Raw genomic sequence first — 21451 nt, forward strand, 5'->3', positions numbered from 1 at the left:
TTATCACGATACAGCCTAAAATCCTGCGATAAAAACGAACGAAGTAGACGCTTGAATATCGGCAATCTTTGTCTTTCCGAGAAGGCTCTTTCTTTAGCAAAATTGTAAACCCAACGTATATTAGTTAGAGATTTTGGGGAATGCCGATACTTCAGAACCGCATATAAGATTACCCTATGCGCTCAATTTCACAAAACCACTAACGCGGCCCACAACAAGTATAAAGCAGCATCCGAAGCTCTAAACTTATTTATATTCTCCATAACGTCTTAATGACGCCCCTTCTTAGAAAGGGCCGCCACTAAGTTATTATAAACTTATCGGGATTCCAATTGGTGTTGTTGAGCACGAGTAACGTAGTCTTGATATGCCGGAATTGAAATGGCAGCCAATATTCCAATTACAGGAATTATTAAAAAGAAGAGTACAAGTACCAAAACTAATGCCGAACCACCCTTTTTATTTCCATACTTGTCAAACCACTTCTCGTTAGATGTGCATAAGAACACAATACCTTCGATAAAAGCGATTAATCCAGGAATTCCTGTCCAGCAGAACAGAAGATAGAACAATCCCCACCATTGGCCCAGATAAAATCTATGAAGACCAAAACCGCCTAAAAATATTGCCAACAGTCCAGCAGCCACTTTCCCCTTACCACCTATCTGCTGAGCCACTCCGCAACTTGGGCAAGTAGATGCCGTTCTTGAAATCTGGGAACCGCAATCCCTACAAAAGACCAAATTTCGCTCAAGTTCAGATGAGGGTTGCTCATAGATATTTCCGTCCAAAATAAGGCTCCTTAACCTACTTCTATAAATATAACAGTTCGCTGAAAAGCAGCATCTATATATCACGCTTCTCAATAATTCTAAAGCCCACTAATCCAATCTTCTCCACACACCCGCCTATTCCACCCCTAAGAATCAATTCCCAAGCCTCCCCTCCACTGAGTGGCCACTCATATCTTGCGTGCCGCTAGAAAACAACTAGATTGAGCCTCCTGAGGTGAATGGCAACCAAGTAAAGTTAGGCATCTATGCACCAAAAGACTGACCGTCCCACAGAACAAAGATTTAAGTACGCACTTACTACTGGGGTGGAAGGAAAGAATACACCACACTCGAGACACGCTGTGAATACATCCCTGTAAGCTCCTAATCGGCATCCATGCCTCATAGGGTCCCAAGCGCGGTGTATTCTTTCCTTCTCCCTTTTTAGTAATATGGACTAAAAGTAATTTATAGAGGACGTTGATAGCAGGCAATTCCAGAAAGGGAATCCAACAGAGCACCAAATCCTATAGAAGTTTCCCACTATCAGCGAACGATTCATTACTGGTAGCAACGCAAACCGTTTGGCATAGTTCCATGGAGATGACCAACCTGGCCTGCTTGATTATCGCCGCCTCACTCGATACCCACTACTAGCTATATCCGGCGATGCACCCCGTTACGTAAGCGTGAATATTGCCTCCCCTATACCTGTTGTTGGTAAAACCACTGTGAAAATAACTTGTGTGACCAAACATATCGGAATCGCCCTCTTTAGAACTGGATGTACGAATTCAAACTTCAGCCGATCAATAGTGACTGGAATAAGTAGCGGTCCATATGTGCATAGAAGAGTAAATGCACTCCCATCAATGGGAGTTATGGGACAAAAGGGAATTCTAATTGCAGAAGCAGGAATCATTCTTAAAGAAGCAAAAAACATAAAGTACTTATGCGAGTACAAGCTACACCTATAAATCACTCCCAAGATATAGAATACAGCAAAGAAAATAATTTTGTGTAAAACTTCTCAAAATAGACTTTGCTTCAGCGGATTTGGACAATCCATAATTCCAGGCATCATCTCAATACCACTAACCATCTAAAACAAAGAGCAAAACACTCACGTACCCAGGCTTCCTATGGATGGCGAATTTTCTCGAGAAAACCAAAAGGGGTTGGATACAAAATAAAATATACCAACCTAAATACAATATTTCATGAGCAACAGGATCGAAGGGTTCACTCTTTGTGAGTAGCGAGGAATCAGTGATGTGAGTATTACACAAAGTAGAACGATAGAAAACTTGCGGTAAAGGAGGCTACGCTTAAAACCGCAAACCTTTTTTGATACTGCGAGTCACTTACCTCCTCCAAATTAGTATCCTTTTATTGTTACTAGCGACTCACAGTTAACCCAAGGAGCTCCTTACAAAGCCTTCTCAATAATTAGTGCTTACGTACCACTGAGAACCAGAAGACTGTAAACTAGCTGCCCCCCCCCCCCGCATACCAGATTAGCGAAACCGGATCAAATTCAGTGAAAGACTAAAAGTAAAGATAAGCATTCACCCCTCAAGCCTATCCCCACCCACGGTGAAGAGGCCTAAAAGGAATGAGAAGCAGGAAGTGGCAAGAAATGTTAGGCCATGATTATCGTGCTGACTTCAGCATAACCAGCCACAGGTGAAAAATATCGTAGGCTCAGTAAAAGCGATATAAATAGCTAGAATAAGATCTATATCCTAGCAGGCCGGCCAACTGGTACCGCCGTACTTTGCGGTTCGATTATCAGCTGCCCCGGGTAATCATTTGGTTAAAATACGATATTAAAGTCTCTCTTTGTATGGCTCTCGCCCCATACGCAAGTAGTATTGCCCTTCCATGAAGAGACTCAGGCTCAAAATTTATTACTTCTGCCCAATTAGCAGGGGCAAGCTCAACAAGAACTCACCAAACGCCACCCAATTCCCCTAAAGCTACTGCCACTGCAAATCGCTACCAGTCCAACGTGTAGCCTGTCTTGTGGAGCCCAGTTTTTTGTGGCCGAAATGACTTCAATGGTCTTGTACCGGAATTACAGGAGGCCCCACACTTTGAGTGTTACTGGAATTAAGCTAAAAATTGATCTTCCCATCTTCACCCAAAATTAAATGATTAAGGACTTGATCTTTTGACAATTTACTCTTTCCCTGTAAATCAGTCTCTCGTTGCTCCAGCATTTTAGCTCGAGGCGTTTTTCCTAAATCCTGGGTAGCTCCACCGCTACTAGGAATATTTACATATGGATCACCGGACCAAAGCTCGGCATTAAGCAGATCCTCTTGGCTAGCACACCCTACCCCGCATACAGCCATGAATATGGCCATTACAATCAATTTACTACTCATAATCCTCTGAACTCTACACAATACATTATCGCCGATCTCACTAGACCGATCCGTTGCATGGCCTGGGTATCTATTGTATTTGGTGAGATACAAATAGGAACAAAACCAGCCTCCATGTGCCAACTACCTTTAGAACGCCACATTGTAGCTTGATTAGGCCATGATTAAGAGAAATTTTGTGTTCAAGACTTCATAATTCTGCCACCAAAGAAGACTTTCATCGCTTATTTAGCTCCTACCTTCTTGCCATATCGCCCACCGACCTGCCCCACTACAAAGAGCTAGTTACCGCCATGACATCTTCATCCACTACTTGGCGATCACTAGCAAGCATGTGCCCTTAAAACAGTAACTCAGAAGGGGCCTGTACATTGGTACGAATGCTCCAGCCCTACAGCCAATTCGAATGGAAGTCAAGCAAAATTGACGCCTCTATCACCAAACCCCTTAGTGTTGCTGTGCAGGGCCCATGTGCGCATCAGCAGTTATCAATGAAAGTCATTAATGACACGACAAGGGCAAGCGAGCTCTTTAATTCAGAGCCGCTTGAGTTTCTTTGAATTGGCGACCCTGCATCAAAGGTATCGGCGTATGTTTTCATTGTATGTTCCTCATCACTAACATGTCTTTTTTATTACAACTTCCCCCAGATTTTCCGACGCCACTATCATCCTCATTTTCAGGCGAAACCTAACCGTAAGAAGGAAGAAACAGCACGCAAGGTACTCTTGCGTGGAGATTTAAAGGAGAGCTATCAAACTGTTCGCCGCCTATCATATGGCGCAATTTCAAAGGTCAGTATTCAATTTGACTTGCCCCGACATCTAGCTGGACTAAGATGTTTGAGGGTTAATGAGTCATTACGTGTCTACCCTGCTTTTAGGTGGTTCTATCTCAGCCTGGTTCAAATATGGGTATCTAGCTGGACTGGCCATTAGAAGTTATCAGTACGTATTCCACCTTTGGCCGATGAATCACCCGTAACACTCATTACACATACATCTGAAATGTTAACTTCCTGATAATTATTTTAGGCACAATTACGAGGCTCACGAATTTTATATCGACACAATATTACCCACAGAATGTAAAACAGATATTCAAGTGCAGAAGCTTCTTAACTGAGCACTCACAATTAGGATGTAAGAGGACATATATGTTTACACAACTCTCTCCTTTAATTAAAAAACTACTAATTGGTGATCGCAGCTGGGAATGGATACCCATTTTAGTTGCACGCCTATCTCTGGGGCTATTTTTTTCAGTGTCTGGATATAACAAACTATTCGATCCCAAAAAACATGAAGATCTTATAAATTTGATGAATGAAATAGGAATGCCTTTCCATGAATCTATGGCGATAGTTTTAGCTAGTATAGAATTTTTTGGTGGACTGTTATTGTTTGTTGGACTCTTGTCAACACCTGTCGCAATTGTATTGACGATTACAATGATTGTTGCTATCGCTACGGTCGAAATTGAACATGTTATTCCTAAAGGTATTGGGCCACTGGATTGGATGAGCTGGTTTCTTTATCTACCTCAAGTCTTATATATTATTTTATTTATTTGGTTAATGGCTACTGGCCCAGGTCGATTTAGCTTAGATTATCTAATTGCCAATAAGTTAGGACTTAACAAGAGCAGTTAAATAAAATAGATAGATACGCAGGCATAACAGATGCACACTGAATTGCTATCAGCATTAGCGTAATCCTTGCTTTGCAATAATCAGAATTTGCAACTTCTCAGAAACATACAACCCTGAACACTCGAGAACACACTTCAAATACTAACAACCAAAGTGGAAAACCAGAAAAATTGGCGAACAGCCAACCCACCTTATATCGCTAATATTAATTTTTATATATTAGAAGAATATCCTTGTGCTATATATTGAGAATCTCGATCTTAATATACAGTTAGCTTTGGCTTTATTCTTCTCTACCTTATAGCCGCTCATAGAGCCCATTACATTATACGTGTTGAGAAGGTGTAAGTTCATAGCCATGAACATTTAATTTAAAATATAGTGGACTGTCATAGGGAGTTCTACTTATAGAAACACAAGTTACTAAAAATGGAGAAGGGAAGAATACACCGCGCTTGGGACCCTATGAGGCATGGATGCCGATGAGGAGCTTACAGGGATGTATTCACAGCGTGTCTCGAGTGCGGTGTATTCTTTCCTTCCACCCCAGTAGTAAGAGACTATTCCACCCTCCTCCAGTACTACAAATCTCATAATCACATATTTCTCACAAAATTCCAGAATAATCTTTCCACCTCATAAACATAAGTAAGAATGGCTTTAATACACTGAGAAGCATTCGATGCAGTATTTTCACATGGATAGACATTCTTCTTTTGAGCACTATCAGTTATTAGATTTGGTCTACACTAGTCCACATCAGACAAAGCCACTCACCGTTACCAAATAGTAGGGCATGCTTAACCCGGGAAGAATTTAATTTACTGGAACATGCCGCAGCGACCAAGGGATATCAAATGGAAAAACAACCCGCCGTAAAAAGTACTCGATTTTGGTTGTGGATTTCTATTCTTATTTTTGCCGCATCCAACTCTGTCGTTGCTAAAATAGGCGAGCTTGGAGCCCACTATCCCATTCATGGGCACAATCCAATTTCCTTCTGTAACCTCTTATTCGCTGGAAATCTTCTGGCGGGTATAACTCTTCTTATCATTTATAGAAAAGATTGGCGTCTCGACCTTCTAAAGCAGTACCCCTTTAAAGACTGGTTTTACATGTTTGTACTCATTTTAATGTCTGGAGTTCTTGCTCCCGCATTCTTCTTTATTGCCCTAATGATTACAGAGGTAACCAATGTAGTTTTAATCTCAACCCTAGATGCACCCTTAGGACTACTACTAGCTTATGTAATGTTCCGGGAGAGGCCTACAGGGTTCTCGATAGTCGGTGCACTTATTGTAACCGTAGGTGTTATTGCTATTTTCGCTCTGAATCAACCCCCAATGGAAAATCAGATGACAATGAAAATGCTGGATGTTGGAAATCCAGCTGTGAACCAATTTCTACAAACCCTCCCCAAAGCTGGAGAGATTTTAACGGCGGTAGCAACACTTTTAGGGGTGATTGCCGTTCAAGTGAGCCGGAAACTACTTGATCGTGTTCCTATTGGTGTATTTTCAGTTTTCCGTATGCTTGCAGGAGTGATCCTCTTTTCGATTATTGTTCTCTCTGTATTTGGCCCTAACCACTTTGACGACCTTTTTTCCCCTTTCCTCTGGGTATGGATGCTTGTATACGGAGCAATCATTATCGTTTTTGGGCAGATCACATGGTTTAAAGGTCTTCAAGGAGGTGCAAGCTCTGCTGATATCTCCATCGCGACAGCCATCACTCCGGTTGCTGGTACCTTCTTCGCCTTTCTTATCCTGCAAGAGGTCCCCAACTTTGCTCAAATCATTGGGGGAGTCATCATTATGGCAGGAATAGCCACCTCTTTGCTCGGGCAATATCGTGAACAGAAAGCTGTCGAAATGAAGTATAAGAAGCCATGCTCATTTAAGGGGGTGTAGCCCTTTAAAGCTTCATTATCAGCAAAGAGCTACAGGCTTAGGGCACCCAATTAGACGAAGAGATATTGATCTACTGAGATAGATAAAGTAATAGAAGAAGAGTTTTACAGAATATAAACCCAAAATCACCACTCCGTATGGCGGAAGCGTTTCACTTACATTAATCGATTTATGTACGATACATCCGCTAGTTCATACCAAGTAGATGTTCGCCTCTAGCCAATATAAAGCTAGCAGGTTGATCGATGTACATATTATCCAATTCTCTTTGCTATCTTCGACATAATAAAGATAGCAATCCAGGAAAGCTACCCCGATAAATATATAAGCTTACTAGACAATTGATTGAAGAGAGAATTTGTGTAAAGCTAAAATTCTAGTACTTGGAGGAATATCTCAACCATATAACTTGAGATCAAAAGTGTGAAGTTAAAGTTAGTATCACCACGGAGGACTTTAAACAACTTCACCAGTATTAATTTATTAGATATCGCAACAAAGCCACTAATAAGCCAATACATATCTTCTGCCATTTTATTCAAATGTAACAATTAACTACCTCAGAGCGAAAAGTTAGCCCCCCTTTTGTAGGCAGTACTCCGTCTCCATTATTGCGTTACCAAAATATAAGTCTGTCCAGGCCAGGCTATAAAACAAGTTATAGTTGATTCAGCCCTTTTTATAATAATATTCAAGAACAAGCTTATCTTTATGTAACAAAAGAACACATTCATAATCACCATACCTCCCCTCTTCCAGCTCCTGAGTAAGTATAAAGATAGAACTTTCACTATTATCATCGGTTACCAGCTTTCCAATATGATTCCATCCTTCTTATTAGCTGAACTTGAGTCAATATAAGCTTCTGTAAGAAGCTGGTGTGTTTATCGAAGGAATATCTCAAATTATTGACATCAAACTCCGGCAATTCTGGACACCCTTACTAACTACTTCAGAAACACATTGGTGCCAAGCGTGCCGCACTCACCACTAATGTAGTTATACTATCTAAATGTTTTACCTGAAAAAACTATTTTCAAAAGAATCGTAAATAAATAGGTTAACTTGAAAAATTTCACCAGAAATATAAGTTTACAGCATCGTGTTTGGTCATTTTCATCTATTATTTTTTAGATCTAACCGGATGAGTTTTAGAAAAACCTGCAGCTATATCAGCAGCCTCAGTCGAGCATATGGGATGCCCCCAGCCACTTGAACTGACATCATCGACAATATCGTTGACAATGTTGTCATCGTTGCTTGGACTGACGCCAGCAGGAACATAGTCCAAATTGAGCTTATGCCGAAGTTTCCATGCGATATTATGGTCTGCACAAGAACTGTCACCACTTAGCCCAACAGCACCAAGAAGCTCTCCAGCTTCACTGTACAATGCTAAACCGCCACCAAATACGTTAACCCCACCAATCTTCTTACCAATCATAGGGTCGCTCTCTGTGCCAAATTCACTTGATGAGCCACCATAAGCTACGCTAGTATCAACTGGATTGCTATGCTGCAAACCGTACAAACTACCGCCTGGTTGAACTGCTGAAAACAGATTGGCTGTAGAAAGTGATAAACCTGGAAGGCTGAATGAATTTGCTGTATTTGCTTTTTGTGCAGAAATGACTCGGCTCCCAGGCCATTGATCTCCTCTATCTTTACCCGAGAATACAACCGCTTTTACGACTCCATCTCTATCAACTACGGTAGCCCACATATTGAGATTAAATCCACCGTTTCCTTGACTGATAACTTCTCTGAGAGCCCTCTTAAGTTCAGAATGTACGGGTAACTTATCTGAATTGACCTCCACTTTAACTTCCCCTTTTATTGTTTAAGTGGTTGATGACTATCCATACTAGTGCATTTTCTCAAATACTCCAGAGGCCTCGAATACTGAGGACTATCCCTTACACCTGAAATTTTTAATTTTGCAATTGATTTAGATGCGTCTTTTGGATAGCTGATAGTTTATATACCTACAGTTTCACTTATTTCTACTACTGCATACATCATCACTGCAGGATAGGCTATATCCTCACTGCCGAAACGATTGGGGGGGGCTAGAGTGGCTTATTATTTACTTTTACAAGAGTCTAGATTTATAGGTGATATGATACGTAATGATCTTATCCTACTACCGATCATTTTGAGTGACTGAAAGGATCATAACCTGCCACCCAAAATACATTTTCTGCACCATTCCCACCTACTGTATCAAATGATTCATACACCCATAGATCAGGATCTAAATCTCTATCTATTTTATTTGAGAGATACTGAATATTACCTTTGATTGATACATTCTTAGGATTTGAGGAAAATATTAAAACCAATGTCTTTAATGAGTCGCATTTTCTTAATTTATCAAAGTCACTTCTGATTCCTGGTATTTCTGGACTGCCTGTTGAACTCATCCAACGCTTCATTTCCACGGCAACCTCTACTTTCGAGGGGAGATCTTCCCTAAACACAACAAGATCAATGAGGTCATACTCTACCTGAATCCTTCTGGAAAAGTGTCTAAACAGGTACCTTGCAATTATAAACTGATAGTATCGTTCATTGTTTATACTCAGAACCCCAGTCTTATCGCATGAGTAGCATTGATTATTAGAAAGTGACTCACGAAGATAATGATCCTCCTCCTTGAGAGCATCACAAGATAAAAAAACTAATTCCTTTAACAACGATTCCATCTAAACCCCAAAATGATATTGCCCGACGTATTGCTGGTCCGTGCATTAAGACTAAGCCTTGAGAGGAAATGGCTATCCTCAATAAACATAAACCCAGTCAAATAATATTCATAATTTTCTAAGGCTCCAGCCTTCAAACAACAATAACATTCTCCTATTAATTTACCAAAAGTTAAAGCTACGCCTTACTTAGATCTCAGGGGAAACCTATCCTATCACTACTGCAGGAATTCTCTAAGCTGAATATGATTGCCTTCAGGATCCGCTATATTACACACTTTAAAAATTGAATTTGACCATTCGCCTTTCAAAGCCTTACCGCCCAACCCCTCCGCTTTACTCTTTGCAGTATTAAGACTTTCAACTGCAATATACAATTTAACAGCATTAAATTTCCGCTCCGGAATTTCCTCAGGCGGGGCATGTACAACAACATTAAACCCTCCCCCACCTATACTAACCAGCTTATCTGTTTTATGCAGCACAGATAGGTCAAACATCTTCAAATAAAATTCGGAGAGAGCCTGCATATCCTTTGCATATATAATAGCTCCAAATTTTACCATTTCACTCATAATTGAGACACCTGCAAAATTATAACCCCTACCGCATTGAGCGATTAGCCAAGGCATAAAAGCTTTCAGTATATTAGATAGTCACTCGGGGCTAAAGCTTTATCTAAAGCCTACAATTGAAAATGACTTTGCCTTTGAGTGGCCAGGACCAATATTTATTATCTGTTTTATAGATACCCACTTAAGCCTACCAACAATTTAGGGGTACACTCAATAAACAGACAACAATTGAAACGAGTGGCTAATAGAAATTTTTTTCGGACCCATTACGATCTTGACCCGCTCTTCTCAAAGTTTATTTCAGCAAATTCTTACGTTCGACCAGCTATCCGTTTTGATAGGCTACTAGATGCCTGTAGTGGTCTAATCCTTCCGGACACTTCGTTAAGATGGTAAAACTACCTAGCGAGGTGAAGTATGACAACAAAAGGTACACGCCGGAAATTCAAGCCGGAGTTCAAGAAAGACGCCGTAGCTCTTGTCTCAGAACAAGGGTATTCGATTTCCAAGGCCGCAGAGGCTGTAGGAACCACTGCTAACAATCTGCGACGCTGGATAAAGGAGCTGGAGCAGGAAGAGAGCGGAGTAAGGTTGGATTCGGGCGAACGAGCTGAACTGGATCAACTGCGACGTGAAGTAAAGCAATTGCGGATGGAGAAGGAAATCCTAAAAAAGGCCAGCGCCTTCTTTGCGAAAGAAATGAAATAAAGTACGAATTTATTAAAAAGCAGCAAGGTAGCTTTCCAGTTAGAGTGCTCTGCCGAGTAATGCAAGTAAATAAGAGCAGCTATTACGAATGGTGTCGTCGTAGTGATAGCCCAATAGATGGCCAGATTTGGCAACTATGCCATCGATTGAAGGCCTTATTTGCAGAATCTCGTGAGAGTCTCGGAAGCCGTCGGTTAATGAAGCTGTTGCGCAAAGAAGGCTTTGAAATTGGGCGTTATCGAGTCCGCAAACTCATGAAAAAGCTCGGCTTGGTTGTAAAACAGAAGAAGCGATTTACACTAACCACAAATAGCAAGCACCAACTGCCAGTTGCTGAGAATCTTCTAAATAGGGATTTCTCACCGAGTGCTAAAAATCAAGTTTGGACTACGGGTATTACCTATATCTGGACTTTGCAGGGTTGGTTATACCTAGCAGTGGTAATTGATCTTTATTCACGCCGGATTGTTGGCTGGCACTTAGACCGCCAGATGGAGACGGCCCTGGCAAGTCGTGCACTGGTTATGGCTATCAATTTGCGCACCCCAACAAAAGGTCTGCTGCATCACTCTGATCGAGGTAGCCAGTATGCCAGCCATAGCTACCAAGCGCTACTAAAGCAGCATGGAATGATGTGCTCAATGAGCCGCAAGGGAAATTGTTGGGACAATGCACCTACTGAGCGTTTTTTTAGTAGCCTGAAGCGGGAATGGTTAACAGGAAACCTCTATCCGACAAGGGAGGGTGCGATAACAGACGTGAGGGCCTATATTGCGTATTACAATTCACGCAGGATACATACAACACTGGGGGACGTAACCCCTATCGAATTTGAAAAATGTGCTTAGGAAAGTGTCCGGTTGGAGTTGACCACAACAGCCCCCTCTAAAATTGTCATACAAGCAAGATACATACCTACTAAAGCCTATTATCCCTAGCAGGCCTCCTTCACCTTAGCCACAAATATCGGAGAAATAATGCTATGAAGATGGCGACTTTTATCAGTCTACCTATTCGCACACAGAGGCGGGGTTGAGATCTAACATTCCAAGGTAGCGTACTTTCCAAGTCATTTCTAACAGCACTCAACCTGTACCCAGAAGCCACTCTCGTGGCTCATACAAGCCGAACGAAAAGCATTCTTTGCTTATCTCGTATAAGTTAAAATGCAGCATATATAGCCCTTTTTCTAACCAGCCGACCAGCTCCCCAAGGGAGAGAAAAGCGCCAAATCACCGCTCTATTACAAGAAACTCTCAAATAGGCAACGATACCAGTCAACCGGGGATAGTTATTATCGTTGATCCAGGCGCCTTTTAGAGGTCGCAAAGATTACGATACCTTGCATGTTGTGTTCGAGTCTGTAATATGTAGTTAAACACGCGTCAGGGATTTGATCGTTAAAATCATTATGTATCAGTATACGTATGAGCCTACTCCCAAAAATGTCCTACTGGACTTAATGGGTGTAAATAGGCGCCATGAGCTTTCAACTAGTCAGCTAGGGTTCATATCTGACGCATTTGACATTTCCACCAATAATCTTCGCGTAACGTTAAATAGATTGGTTGGAAGCGATCTGATTACTCATGATGGGCGCGGCATGTACCGCTTAACGGAAAAAGCTTTAGCGAAACGAGCTTTTATTGATCGCTGGCAACAAAATACCTTTCACTACGAAAGTTGGGATCACAGTTGGATCACTTGTCACTTGCCCAAAGGAGTATCACGTACTACTCGAAAGAAGTCATTGATGGTTCTCGAATGGTATGGCTTTGCCGCTGGGCTAGACCAATTGTGGGTACGCCCTAATAATTTGAAGCTAGCTCATTCTGAAATAACTGTAGAACTGGAAACTCTTGGCCTCGAAGAAGGTGCGTATTGCTTTGTACTACAGGAAGTACCAGATTTACTGGCCTCCCATTGGGCTCATCAGTTATGGGATGTTGAGAAGCTCGATAGCGAATATGAAGCTCTTGTACAAACTCTTGAAGATAGCCTAAAAGCTCTTTCAGGGAAACCTGTTTGCGCAACATTGTATGAGACATGTCGCTTAGGTGGTGAGGCTATCCATCGACTAGCGGTTGATCCTCTATTGCCGAGAAATATTAGACCTCAAAATAGGTATCAACAGTTGAGAAATATCGTGCACAAATACGATCGCGCTGGTCGGAAAATTTGGCTAGATCAATTGAAGACGTTAGGTGTTGACGAATAATCACGACAAGGTGCTACACAATGAATGTTCCTATTAGCAAAGAAGAACTCAAGCCTTTTCTCCAGCGTAGTGACACCAAAGCTTTATGGATTGTTTCAAGGACATGGCTTGAAATTTCAGGAATTTTTTTAATTTCGGCATTGCTACCCCACTGGTCTACTTATATCGCAGCTATCTTCTTGCTTGCGGGAAGACAACAGGCGTTGGCAGCGATCATGCACGAAGCCGGCCATAAAACACTTTTTGCAACACGCTCCTACAATAATTTTGTTGCAAAGTGGTTATCTTCTCCTTTTTTGCTAATGGATGGTGAAACCTACATTAAAAGCCATCTAAAACATCACCGAAATGCTGGCACCGATCAAGACCCAGACCTAAAGAACTATAAGGACTACCCGGTAAGTAAGAAAAGTCTGTTCAGAAAATTTACTCGGGATTTTTTGGGAATTACAGGTTTAAAGGCGAATCTATATTTATTTTTGAGCGGACGAGATCTATTAAGTCGAAATAAACGGACAAATTACCAGCTTACACGCGGCCTTTTTGTTAATGGCATCATGTTTGCCATATTGTGGGCCTCCGGATTTCCTCAACTGTATGCTTTGTGGGTAATTGCCTACCTGACTGTGTATATGGCTATTATACGTATGCGTCAAATTGCCGAGCACGCTGGGGTCAAAGACCTATATCACTTGGAACCAAAATATAATACACGATCCATTCCCAGGGGGCTTTTAGGCTTATTATTTGTCAGTCCCACCGATGGACTAAGCTACCACTGTGAACATCATGCATTTATGGCTGTCCCTACCTACAACCTAAAAGCGCTACATAAATTTCTTAAAGTGCGTGGGTATTATAATGATGTGGAGATGGCCGGAAATTACTTTGGCGTACTGAAACAAGCAGTAAAATAATGTTTAATTGCTATTATCCTCTTAGAGAAAGAACAATTTAGGCCTCGATTCCCGACCGGTGCATACAGCATTGTTTTCCCAGTTCTTAAAATATTGTAATATTGCTGAATATAGTCATAAGCAGCAGCAAAGCTTTTTAGCATGTGAGAAGCTATTTTCTAAAGCTTTGCTGCTTTCTAAACCTCCATTGGTGAGTGTCTCCAGATCCCCAACTCTACATAGAAAAAGACTCAGCTATTACTTTCTACCGCAAGCTAAAAATACCAGGTGTTTTCGGCAGCTTCCCTAATGACGGTCTTAGCCAACAAATAATTTGAATTTAATATCGGAAGAGCAGAGTTTGAATTATTAATAATTAAAGGAATTTCGGTACACCCAAGTATAACCGTATCACAGTCTGGGCAGGTTAAGAAATCAGCGCCTTGAGCTTTTTAGCAGAGGGCAGCATTAGCTCAGCAATCCCCATTAAATCGTGAGCACTTAGTCTATCCACATAATTCCCTAAGGAATGAGTAAACATAGAAACCTCAGGGTGTCTATAGACCCCTAAAAGTTTTAGGACTCTCAGTACATATCGTTTTGTAACTTAGGGCCGCACCTTCGGCTGAGCATCCAACTATACCTACATATTTCGACAACATGTTTACTATATCGATACCCTCAGCCTCTAATATCTTTTTGATATTCATAGCGTTAACCACGTTCAGGATTACCTGAATTCAATTTAATCTGCGTTACCTGAATCGAAGAAGTTGCTCTCAGAATAATCATCTCTCCCCCAATGAGAATTGCTCATAGAAGCAATGGAAGACTCTATTTCTTTTCTAATATCCATTGAACTTAGGTTCACACCAAGACTCGTGCAATATATATCAAATTGATCTTTGCCGGACCACATATATATTGCATAAGCTTCATGCTTGCAATACTTTGGGAAGTGTTTTTTTACGCTCTTGGATACTTTATCCCCAGGGTATTTCTTCTTGTTTCCCCAGTCATCCGAAAGCTTACGCTTCAAATCCCTTTTGAAAACCTGTATAGCTTTCCGTCGGCCTCCTAAATTAAAAAACCACACACCTAGCGCCCCTTACCATATCCACTACCAATAGACAATTTAATGGTAGCATGCACTGTGAATTGAAGATCGACGAATGTTAATGCACTTTAATCTATAGCGATTTAATTTTTTACCCCAATTGGCATTTTCAAAATAAACCGATCTCATAACTTATGAACACTATCAGTCAGCTCATTAAAAATTTGATTGGGTAGATTTGATGTAGCTAATATTAAGTATTTTCAAAACTGAAAACTTATTTATAGACATGCGCCGCATAGCGGCGCTGCATATATAGAGCAACTCTAAATATTACCAAACTTTTGGTTGAATGCTTCATCACTCATAGTCAATAGAATGATAAATTCAATAAAGGCTACAATTGCGGGGATGAATGTCCAGAAAAACACTAGATATAGAATCCCTAAACCAACCTGCCCAAGATAGAATTTATGAACACCAAACCCACCTAGGAAAAAGGCAAGCAATGCTGCTGCAACTTTACTCTTGCCGTTTGGAGCCAACCCAGATCGCGCTGACTGTCTTACCCCGCATTTAGGACAAATTTCCGCTCTTTCTTTAATGTTTTCCCCACAGTCACTACAGAACTTTTCGTCAGCTCCCTTGACTCTATCCACAACTACGTCATTCATTTTAAATAATCTCCGTTTTGCCACTATGTAGAACTTGGCGCCCGTGCTTTATACACACCTTTTGGGATTATTCAAAGCCTCAACATAACAAAATTGTTTAATAGATCCCCCCTAAACCAACACAAACATATACAGTCGTACCACTTAAGGAGCTAGAGCGCCATAAATATCCATACTTATAAATATTACTTCCGGATATAGGGAGCTTATCGGTTAATAAATGCCTATTTATATATCACCTTCGAGGGGGGGGCTATGAAGATCCAGGGTAGAGGCAACCTCTTTCGTGTCAATGGCTCATCGGTGTCCCGTTTATACTACCGTATACTCCGGGCACTTAAATTTAAGCCGTCGGATTTATTATTGGAAACCTATAACCTTACTTAGAATTTATATCTTAGTAGCTAAACCGCGACTCAAATGATTTACATAGTGTATTGGTCAACTAATGTCGGGCAGTAAGTTAAGTTTTTTCTTCTGTTTTTCCAGTTGGAACTCCGCCATTGTATTGGTAGGGACGCTCGATGTTGTAGCAATTTATCAAATAATGACTGGTATCTTGGCTTGCTCGTGCTAAGGCGCTGTAACCGGGAGAAGGTATCCGTTCACTCTTCAGATTCCAGAACTGGCGACTCATGTATTGACCTCCTTGATCCGGGTAGAACAGAACTCCATCTAGTTTTCCTTGCTGCTCCCAGGCCAGCTCCTGTACTTTTATAGTTAATACTGTATTTGAGCGTCCTGAGAAAGGCGCCAAACAACCTATCCTCTCTATCACTCCCATCTAATTTACGCTGTGCAGTTCTGGCCCTGTAATCTATTCATCAGCTGCTATCTTGCTTTAAGCAGCAAAGCTGAAGCTTGGGGAGGAAGTGCTTATGTCTATCATGTGCCGTTTAGCCCTTCTGGCAGTAGTTTTTGTAGATCTGATGGGCCAGGGATTGCTGTTTCCGATTATCAATGAACTGGTTATGTCGACAAAATTCCAGTTTTTACCTGCTGATACACCACAATCAACTCGGCATTTATACTATGGGGTTGTGATCGGTAGCTTCTTTCTGGCGTGGTTCGTTGGGTCTGTATATATCGCCAAGCTATCTGACAGTATTGGACGCAAGACTGCAATGGTACTGTGTTTGGTGGGAGCTATGGCCGGGTACGCGATCACTGTTCTCTCTTTGATAAGCAATAGCCTTTGGCTTCTTATTCTCGGACGAGTGATCAGCGGCTTTACTGCGGGAAACCAGCCTATCGCTCAAGCAGCAATGATTGATGCCAGCCAAAGTGAGCTGGAGGCTTCCAAGAACCTAGGGTTATTGGTAGCAGGAATGAGTGCTGGGGCTGTAGCTGGACCGATTATGGCAGGAGTCTTGGCAGACAGGGAACTATTGGGGAGCATAGCCAGTATCCAGCTGCCCTTTTACTTTGCTCTGGTACTTGTCGCTATTACTTTGTTTTTGATCCTGACCTTTTATCACGATACTCGCCAAGCCCCGATGCAGCTTAGGCTTCGCTTTCTGGATCTATTTACTCAGTTTATACATCTGAAGGACCGCCCTCGAGTTGTCCGACTTTGTCCTGCCTACCTCTGTTTCATGCTGGTGCATCTCAGTTTTTATATATTTATCACGAATTATTTAAGCAGCAGATTCCAAGCAGGCCTGCTAACAACCAGTATGGCCATGCTGACTATGGGTATTGCGGTGGCAATTTCCAGTCTTTATATGGTCAAGCCTGTTTTGTCCCGCTGGACTAAGTCCCTGGTAGTTATGGTTTCCGCCTTAGTAATGGGAGCGAGCGCGCTAGTCTTCGTATTCAGCAGCCACATTTGGCTATGTTATCTCAGTGTGTTCTTCGCGTACCTTTGCTTTGGGATCGCTTACCCCGCTCTCTTGAATATATTTGCCAATAGTGTCGATGAGACGGAACAGGGTTGGGTAATGGGAATAGCTACTGCAGGCTTCACCTTGGTAGCAAGCTTGATTTCACTCGCGGGGGGCATGGCTATGGAAGTTAATATCCGCTTGCCATTTTACATTACAGCAACTGCATCGATATTAGTGTTTGTTTTAATCCGGTGGAGCTGGCGAAAGCTCCCTGGCGTAGCAAAGTGAAATACGGGGTAAATAAGTAACTGACTTGCTCTGCCAGTAATACCAGACATGGGCCCATCAGGGTAAGCTGAAAGGCCCATAACTTTAAACCTCGCCCCTCATGAGTTAATGAATCGCCTGCTCTCTAGCTAATCCACAGTCTACAGGGTTATTTACCTCCACACTTAAATCTAGAATACGGGCGATCCACCATATAAATGGCTCAACCTGACCACTTAATGTACAGCTGCCTGTACAAATACCATCGAGCAGCGACTGAACATCGTGAAGCCGCAAAGCCATGACAGACCTCTGATTTCTTAGTGTTAATGAGCAAAAAGGAACGTCGTCAGCCGAGTGATCACTTAGGGTTACTTTGCCACCATCAATTAAAATCCTCACCGGCTCAAACTGTTCAGTAACACTCACTGACAAGCACAAGTTGGGCACGGGGCTGGATTGTCGGTTGATATATTCCTTTAGGAAGTTAGAAAAGGTATTTGCCCACTCAGCAATTTCAGCAAGGGCTTGCCCCAAATCCATAGCTTCCTCTTTTATTTTCTGGGGTTGAACATCAACCTCTTTTTCAGCCTCAATAAGAGCTTCCAAGGTCCTATCAACATCCTCCCTAGTGTGAGCTGCGGAACAAATCAACCTCAGGCGCCCTCGGCCACTTTCAACTATAGGATAGGTGACAGCAGAAGTTTGAATACCGCGCTGATATAGGGCTTGTACTATCCCGTATAACTTATCTTTATCACTAAAATGGGGCGTAATAATTGGCCCATCACCTGTTCCCAGGTCGTACCCAGCCCGCTCAAACCTTTGTCGCATATAGCGGGTCGTATCCCATAATTGCTCGCGTAATCCATCGTCAGATCTAATGCGCTTCAATGCTGCTAATGCAGCAGCAATATCTGCGGGGCTGACAGAAGCCTGGAAAATGTATGCCCTCGCTGAGGATTTCAGCAGATCAACATATTCCTTATTCGCAGCAACAACGCCACCGAGACTACCAAGCGACTTGCTAAGAGTTGTCATTATAAAGTCTACTTGATCTGTAACTCCTTGAGCCGCACAGATGCCCGCACCGCTTTCACCGTAAAAACCAAACGAATGTGCCTCATCAACCAAAACGAGGGCATTGTATTTCTTTGCTGCGCGTACAATCTCTGCCACCGGTGCAGCCCCTTCCCCCATACTATAAACCCCCTCGAGTACCACTAAAATTGTACGGTAAGGGGATACCTCCGACTTGAGTACAGACTCCAGATCAGAAGTGCTATTGTGTTGGAAAGTCCTGATTTTGGCTCCACTGAGGCGAGCTCCATCAACAATTGAGGCATGGCAAAGCTGATCGATAACCACGACATCATCTTCACCAAGAAGTCCTGCGACGACCCCGACATTGGCTGTGTAGCCCGTTGGAAATAAGCAAGCTCCAGACTTACCTACTAAATCAGCAAACTCCGCTTCAAACTGCAGGTGGAGGTCTGTCAGACCTGATGCCGCTGCAGAAGTACCCATTCCGGTACCGAGGTGCCGAAGAGCCGACGATGCCTGCTCGATAACTGACTCATCCCTATTCAAGCCAAGGTATAAGTTTGTAGTCCATATAATGGCATCTTGAGTATCATCGCTGTAAACATCCGTTACTGTGCCCCGAGTACCACTGCCTGTGAGTAAAACCTTGCTATAAGGATTCCTCTCCTGGTTATTAACCATCGCAATCACAGCTTGCAACAACCTACTTTTATCGGAAGCAGACCAGGATGATGCCTTTGCAACTTGAAAACTTGGATGACTCAATTGGAGCTGAGACTGGAAGTGAGCCAGCTGATCGGTTTTAGCGCCGACAGCCACGCAAGGTGATTCAGAATCAACTTTGCTATCCATCAAGTCGAGCATATAGCCAGCCAATAACTTTGGCGTGGGGTAATCCTGAATTGCTTGAACAGTAAGCGGACGTCCCGCGCAATGGCTGAGACGGCTAGCCAACTCTAACGTCGTCAAAGAATCCAATCCCTGCTTATCGAATGTTAGCTCTGGTAATACACTTTCGGGATTTGAGTGGTTCATAAGAGAAGCCATCTCACCCTGAATAATTGACATAATAATTGTTTCGCTATCCACAGATAAAGCTGCGAAGTGTCCAAGTAATTTGCTGCCTTGGTTAATATCATCATTTGCGGCAAAACTATTATCAACAAAGGCACTGAAATCGACTTTGAGGAGTGCTAGTTTTTTTCGGTCGAGCTTATTGTTAGGGAGCAGAGGCAACTCACGTAGATGTCGAACAAAATGGGGAACCATATATTTTGGAAGACGCTCATTGAGAAAAGCCTTTACAGTTTCCTCAGTAATTGCCTTATCTGTAACGACAATATAGGCCACTAGTATCTGTTGCCCTGCTCCGCCATCAACTACAGTAGCGGCCGCTGCATTAACCCCGGTTAGCGACTCAAGTGTCGACTCGACTTCTTCCAACTCAATACGATACCCCCTGATCTTTACCTGACAGTCAGCACGCCCCAGATATTCTATTTCCCCATTCTCTGTCCATCGGCATAGGTCTCCCGTTTTATACAGACGTTGATCCGCTATTCCAGTATCGGGAGCTGTCTGAATAAATCGCGCCTTGGTTAGTGGCTCATCATTCAAATAGCCTCTAGCGAGCTTGTCACCCGCCAAATATAGCTCCCCCTCTCTACCGGGAGAAACCGGTCGCAGATTTCTGTCCAAAATATACGCGCAGGAATTCGGGAGAGTCTTCCCTATCGTAATACTACCGCTACCAGGGCTAACCTCAGTATAAGTAGAATAAACCGTATCCTCTGTGGGACCGTATACATTCACTATCCTCGGTTTAACCGCCCCTGCATAAATCTGATCAACCAAGGACTGTTTAAGTACCTCACCCCCAAAAATCAGGCAACGGATTCCCCCGGGCAGCTCTTCTACTGAAAGTAAGGCCTGCATTGCTGATGGAACAGTGATACAAGTTCGCACTTGCGCAAGAGAGGGTAACTGCGGCAACTCCAAAATATTTTTTGCCAATATAACCCGGCCACCCAATGCTAGAGCTCCTATAGTCTCCATCACAGACGGGTCAAAACAAACTGAAGTCGAAGCTAGCACACCTTCAAGCTCATCATTACTCAATAGCTCGCTCATGGACTTACTGAGAGCGATAAGGCTGCGGTGCTCAATAGCGACCCCCTTCGGGTTTCCGGTAGAACCCGACGTATAGATTACGTAGGCCAAATCACTCGCACCGGGCCTTACCTGCTCGGGCGGCAAGTTCGGCGACTCCCCTCGTAACTCATCAATCCATAGCAGCTCATTAACACCAAGACACAAGTTTGCACTACTATCACAATCAACTATTGCTGCCGCAGCTTTGGAATGTTCGAGCATATACCGCACGCGCTCTTGCGGGTAAAGCGGATCTAATGGGACATAGGCACAACCTGCACGCATCACACCAAGTAAAGCAGCGACCAACTCCCAGGATCGATTCATACAGACCCCCACCAGGGAACCTGGCTTAACTCCCCGGCTTACCAATTCAGCTGTAATCCCATTGGCGCGCTTCATTAGGAAAGTGAAACTTACCTTCTTGTCGCCATCAATAATAGCGACCTTATCGGGACTCTTTAATCTTTGTCTTTCGATTAAATCACAGACTGTCTCTCCCGATGATACAGCAGCTATTTCTACTTGACTTACATCTTCGGGTTGAACTTTCAATTCGTCTATTGAGCTGCACACTGAACGTTACCTTTTATACTTATTAAAATC

At 42.6% G+C, this 21451-nt stretch carries 15 protein-coding genes; 6 read left to right on the forward strand and 9 right to left on the reverse strand.

Annotated elements, in window-relative coordinates; translation table 11 throughout:
• Positions 1-317: 317 nt before the first annotated feature.
• A complete protein-coding gene (locus ACJJIW_RS18825; RefSeq protein ID WP_282932553.1) occupies positions 318-791 on the reverse strand; it encodes a TM2 domain-containing protein in 474 nt (157 codons plus the stop codon).
• Positions 792-2890: 2099 nt separating this feature from the next.
• On the reverse strand, positions 2891-3163 hold the full coding sequence (locus tag ACJJIW_RS18830) for a hypothetical protein (protein WP_282932552.1): 273 nt from the start codon (positions 3161-3163) through the stop codon (positions 2891-2893).
• 1156 nt (positions 3164-4319) lie between these two features.
• Between ACJJIW_RS18830 and ACJJIW_RS18835 the strand changes: the two genes are divergently transcribed.
• Both ACJJIW_RS18835 and ACJJIW_RS18840 read left to right on the forward strand, forming a co-directional pair.
• The gene (locus tag ACJJIW_RS18835; RefSeq protein ID WP_444936054.1) at positions 4320-4814 is read left to right on the forward strand and encodes a DoxX family protein; all 495 of its coding nucleotides are present in this window, start codon (positions 4320-4322) and stop codon (positions 4812-4814) included.
• An 857-nt stretch (positions 4815-5671) separates the two neighbouring features.
• Positions 5672-6724: a DMT family transporter gene (locus tag ACJJIW_RS18840; RefSeq protein WP_282932550.1), complete on the forward strand. Its 1053-nt coding sequence runs from the start codon at positions 5672-5674 to the stop codon at positions 6722-6724.
• A gap of 1123 nt (positions 6725-7847) precedes the next feature.
• On the opposite strand, the gene ACJJIW_RS18845 is transcribed toward ACJJIW_RS18840, so the two are convergent.
• From ACJJIW_RS18845 to ACJJIW_RS18855, 3 genes are all read right to left on the reverse strand, one after another.
• Complete coding sequence (locus ACJJIW_RS18845) at positions 7848-8543, reverse strand: GlcG/HbpS family heme-binding protein (RefSeq protein ID WP_444936055.1); 696 nt, start codon at positions 8541-8543, stop codon at positions 7848-7850.
• Between the two features lie 331 nt (positions 8544-8874).
• A complete protein-coding gene (locus tag ACJJIW_RS18850; RefSeq protein WP_444936056.1) occupies positions 8875-9429 on the reverse strand; it encodes a hypothetical protein in 555 nt (184 codons plus the stop codon).
• A gap of 218 nt (positions 9430-9647) precedes the next feature.
• Complete coding sequence (locus ACJJIW_RS18855; RefSeq protein ID WP_444936057.1) at positions 9648-10004, reverse strand: VOC family protein; 357 nt, start codon at positions 10002-10004, stop codon at positions 9648-9650.
• 417 nt (positions 10005-10421) lie between these two features.
• On the opposite strand from ACJJIW_RS18855, the gene ACJJIW_RS18860 reads away from it, so the two are divergent.
• From ACJJIW_RS18860 to ACJJIW_RS18870, 3 genes are all read left to right on the forward strand, one after another.
• A protein-coding gene (locus ACJJIW_RS18860) for an IS3 family transposase (RefSeq protein WP_444936058.1) occupies positions 10422-11560 on the forward strand; the annotation gives its coding sequence in 2 pieces (ribosomal slippage) (positions 10422-10671 and positions 10671-11560; 1140 coding nt in all).
• A 545-nt stretch (positions 11561-12105) separates the two neighbouring features.
• The gene (locus ACJJIW_RS18865; RefSeq protein WP_444936059.1) at positions 12106-12930 is read left to right on the forward strand and encodes a hypothetical protein; all 825 of its coding nucleotides are present in this window, start codon (positions 12106-12108) and stop codon (positions 12928-12930) included.
• A gap of 20 nt (positions 12931-12950) precedes the next feature.
• A complete protein-coding gene (locus ACJJIW_RS18870) occupies positions 12951-13847 on the forward strand; it encodes a fatty acid desaturase family protein (RefSeq protein ID WP_444936060.1) in 897 nt (298 codons plus the stop codon).
• Between the two features lie 724 nt (positions 13848-14571).
• On the opposite strand, the gene ACJJIW_RS18875 is transcribed toward ACJJIW_RS18870, so the two are convergent.
• From ACJJIW_RS18875 to ACJJIW_RS18885, 3 genes are all read right to left on the reverse strand, one after another.
• Positions 14572-14922 (reverse strand): DUF6559 family protein, encoded by a 351-nt coding sequence (locus ACJJIW_RS18875; protein ID WP_282932544.1) that lies wholly within the window; start codon positions 14920-14922, stop codon positions 14572-14574.
• Positions 14923-15209: 287 nt separating this feature from the next.
• Entirely contained in the window at positions 15210-15557 is a 348-nt protein-coding gene (locus ACJJIW_RS18880) for a TM2 domain-containing protein (RefSeq protein WP_282932543.1), read from the reverse strand.
• 463 nt (positions 15558-16020) lie between these two features.
• Positions 16021-16314, reverse strand: coding sequence for a hypothetical protein (locus tag ACJJIW_RS18885; RefSeq protein ID WP_282932542.1), 294 nt, complete (start codon positions 16312-16314; stop codon positions 16021-16023).
• A gap of 121 nt (positions 16315-16435) precedes the next feature.
• Here ACJJIW_RS18885 and ACJJIW_RS18890 point away from each other — a divergent pair, with 121 nt between their 5' ends.
• A complete protein-coding gene (locus tag ACJJIW_RS18890) occupies positions 16436-17671 on the forward strand; it encodes an MFS transporter (RefSeq protein ID WP_444936061.1) in 1236 nt (411 codons plus the stop codon).
• Between the two features lie 105 nt (positions 17672-17776).
• Here ACJJIW_RS18890 and ACJJIW_RS18895 read toward each other — a convergent pair whose 3' ends face one another.
• Positions 17777-21421, reverse strand: coding sequence for an amino acid adenylation domain-containing protein (locus ACJJIW_RS18895; protein WP_444936062.1), 3645 nt, complete (start codon positions 21419-21421; stop codon positions 17777-17779).
• Positions 21422-21451 lie beyond the last annotated feature (30 nt).

The sequence above is a fragment of the Microbulbifer maximicatervae (SeqCode) genome (assembly GCF_052467815.1).

Excerpts from the sequence above, each read along its gene's own strand:
- ACJJIW_RS18840 (WP_282932550.1), top strand. The coding sequence starts at position 5,672 with ATGGAAAAACAACCCGCCGTAAAAAGTACTCGATTTTGGTTGTGGATT.
- ACJJIW_RS18855 (WP_444936057.1), bottom strand. The coding sequence starts at position 10,004 with ATGAGTGAAATGGTAAAATTTGGAGCTATTATATATGCAAAGGATATG.
- ACJJIW_RS18880 (WP_282932543.1), bottom strand. The coding sequence starts at position 15,557 with ATGAATGACGTAGTTGTGGATAGAGTCAAGGGAGCTGACGAAAAGTTC.
- ACJJIW_RS18830 (WP_282932552.1), bottom strand. The coding sequence starts at position 3,163 with ATGAGTAGTAAATTGATTGTAATGGCCATATTCATGGCTGTATGCGGG.
- ACJJIW_RS18890 (WP_444936061.1), top strand. The coding sequence starts at position 16,436 with ATGTCTATCATGTGCCGTTTAGCCCTTCTGGCAGTAGTTTTTGTAGAT.
- ACJJIW_RS18870 (WP_444936060.1), top strand. The coding sequence starts at position 12,951 with ATGAATGTTCCTATTAGCAAAGAAGAACTCAAGCCTTTTCTCCAGCGT.
- ACJJIW_RS18835 (WP_444936054.1), top strand. The coding sequence starts at position 4,320 with ATGTTTACACAACTCTCTCCTTTAATTAAAAAACTACTAATTGGTGAT.
- ACJJIW_RS18850 (WP_444936056.1), bottom strand. The coding sequence starts at position 9,429 with ATGGAATCGTTGTTAAAGGAATTAGTTTTTTTATCTTGTGATGCTCTC.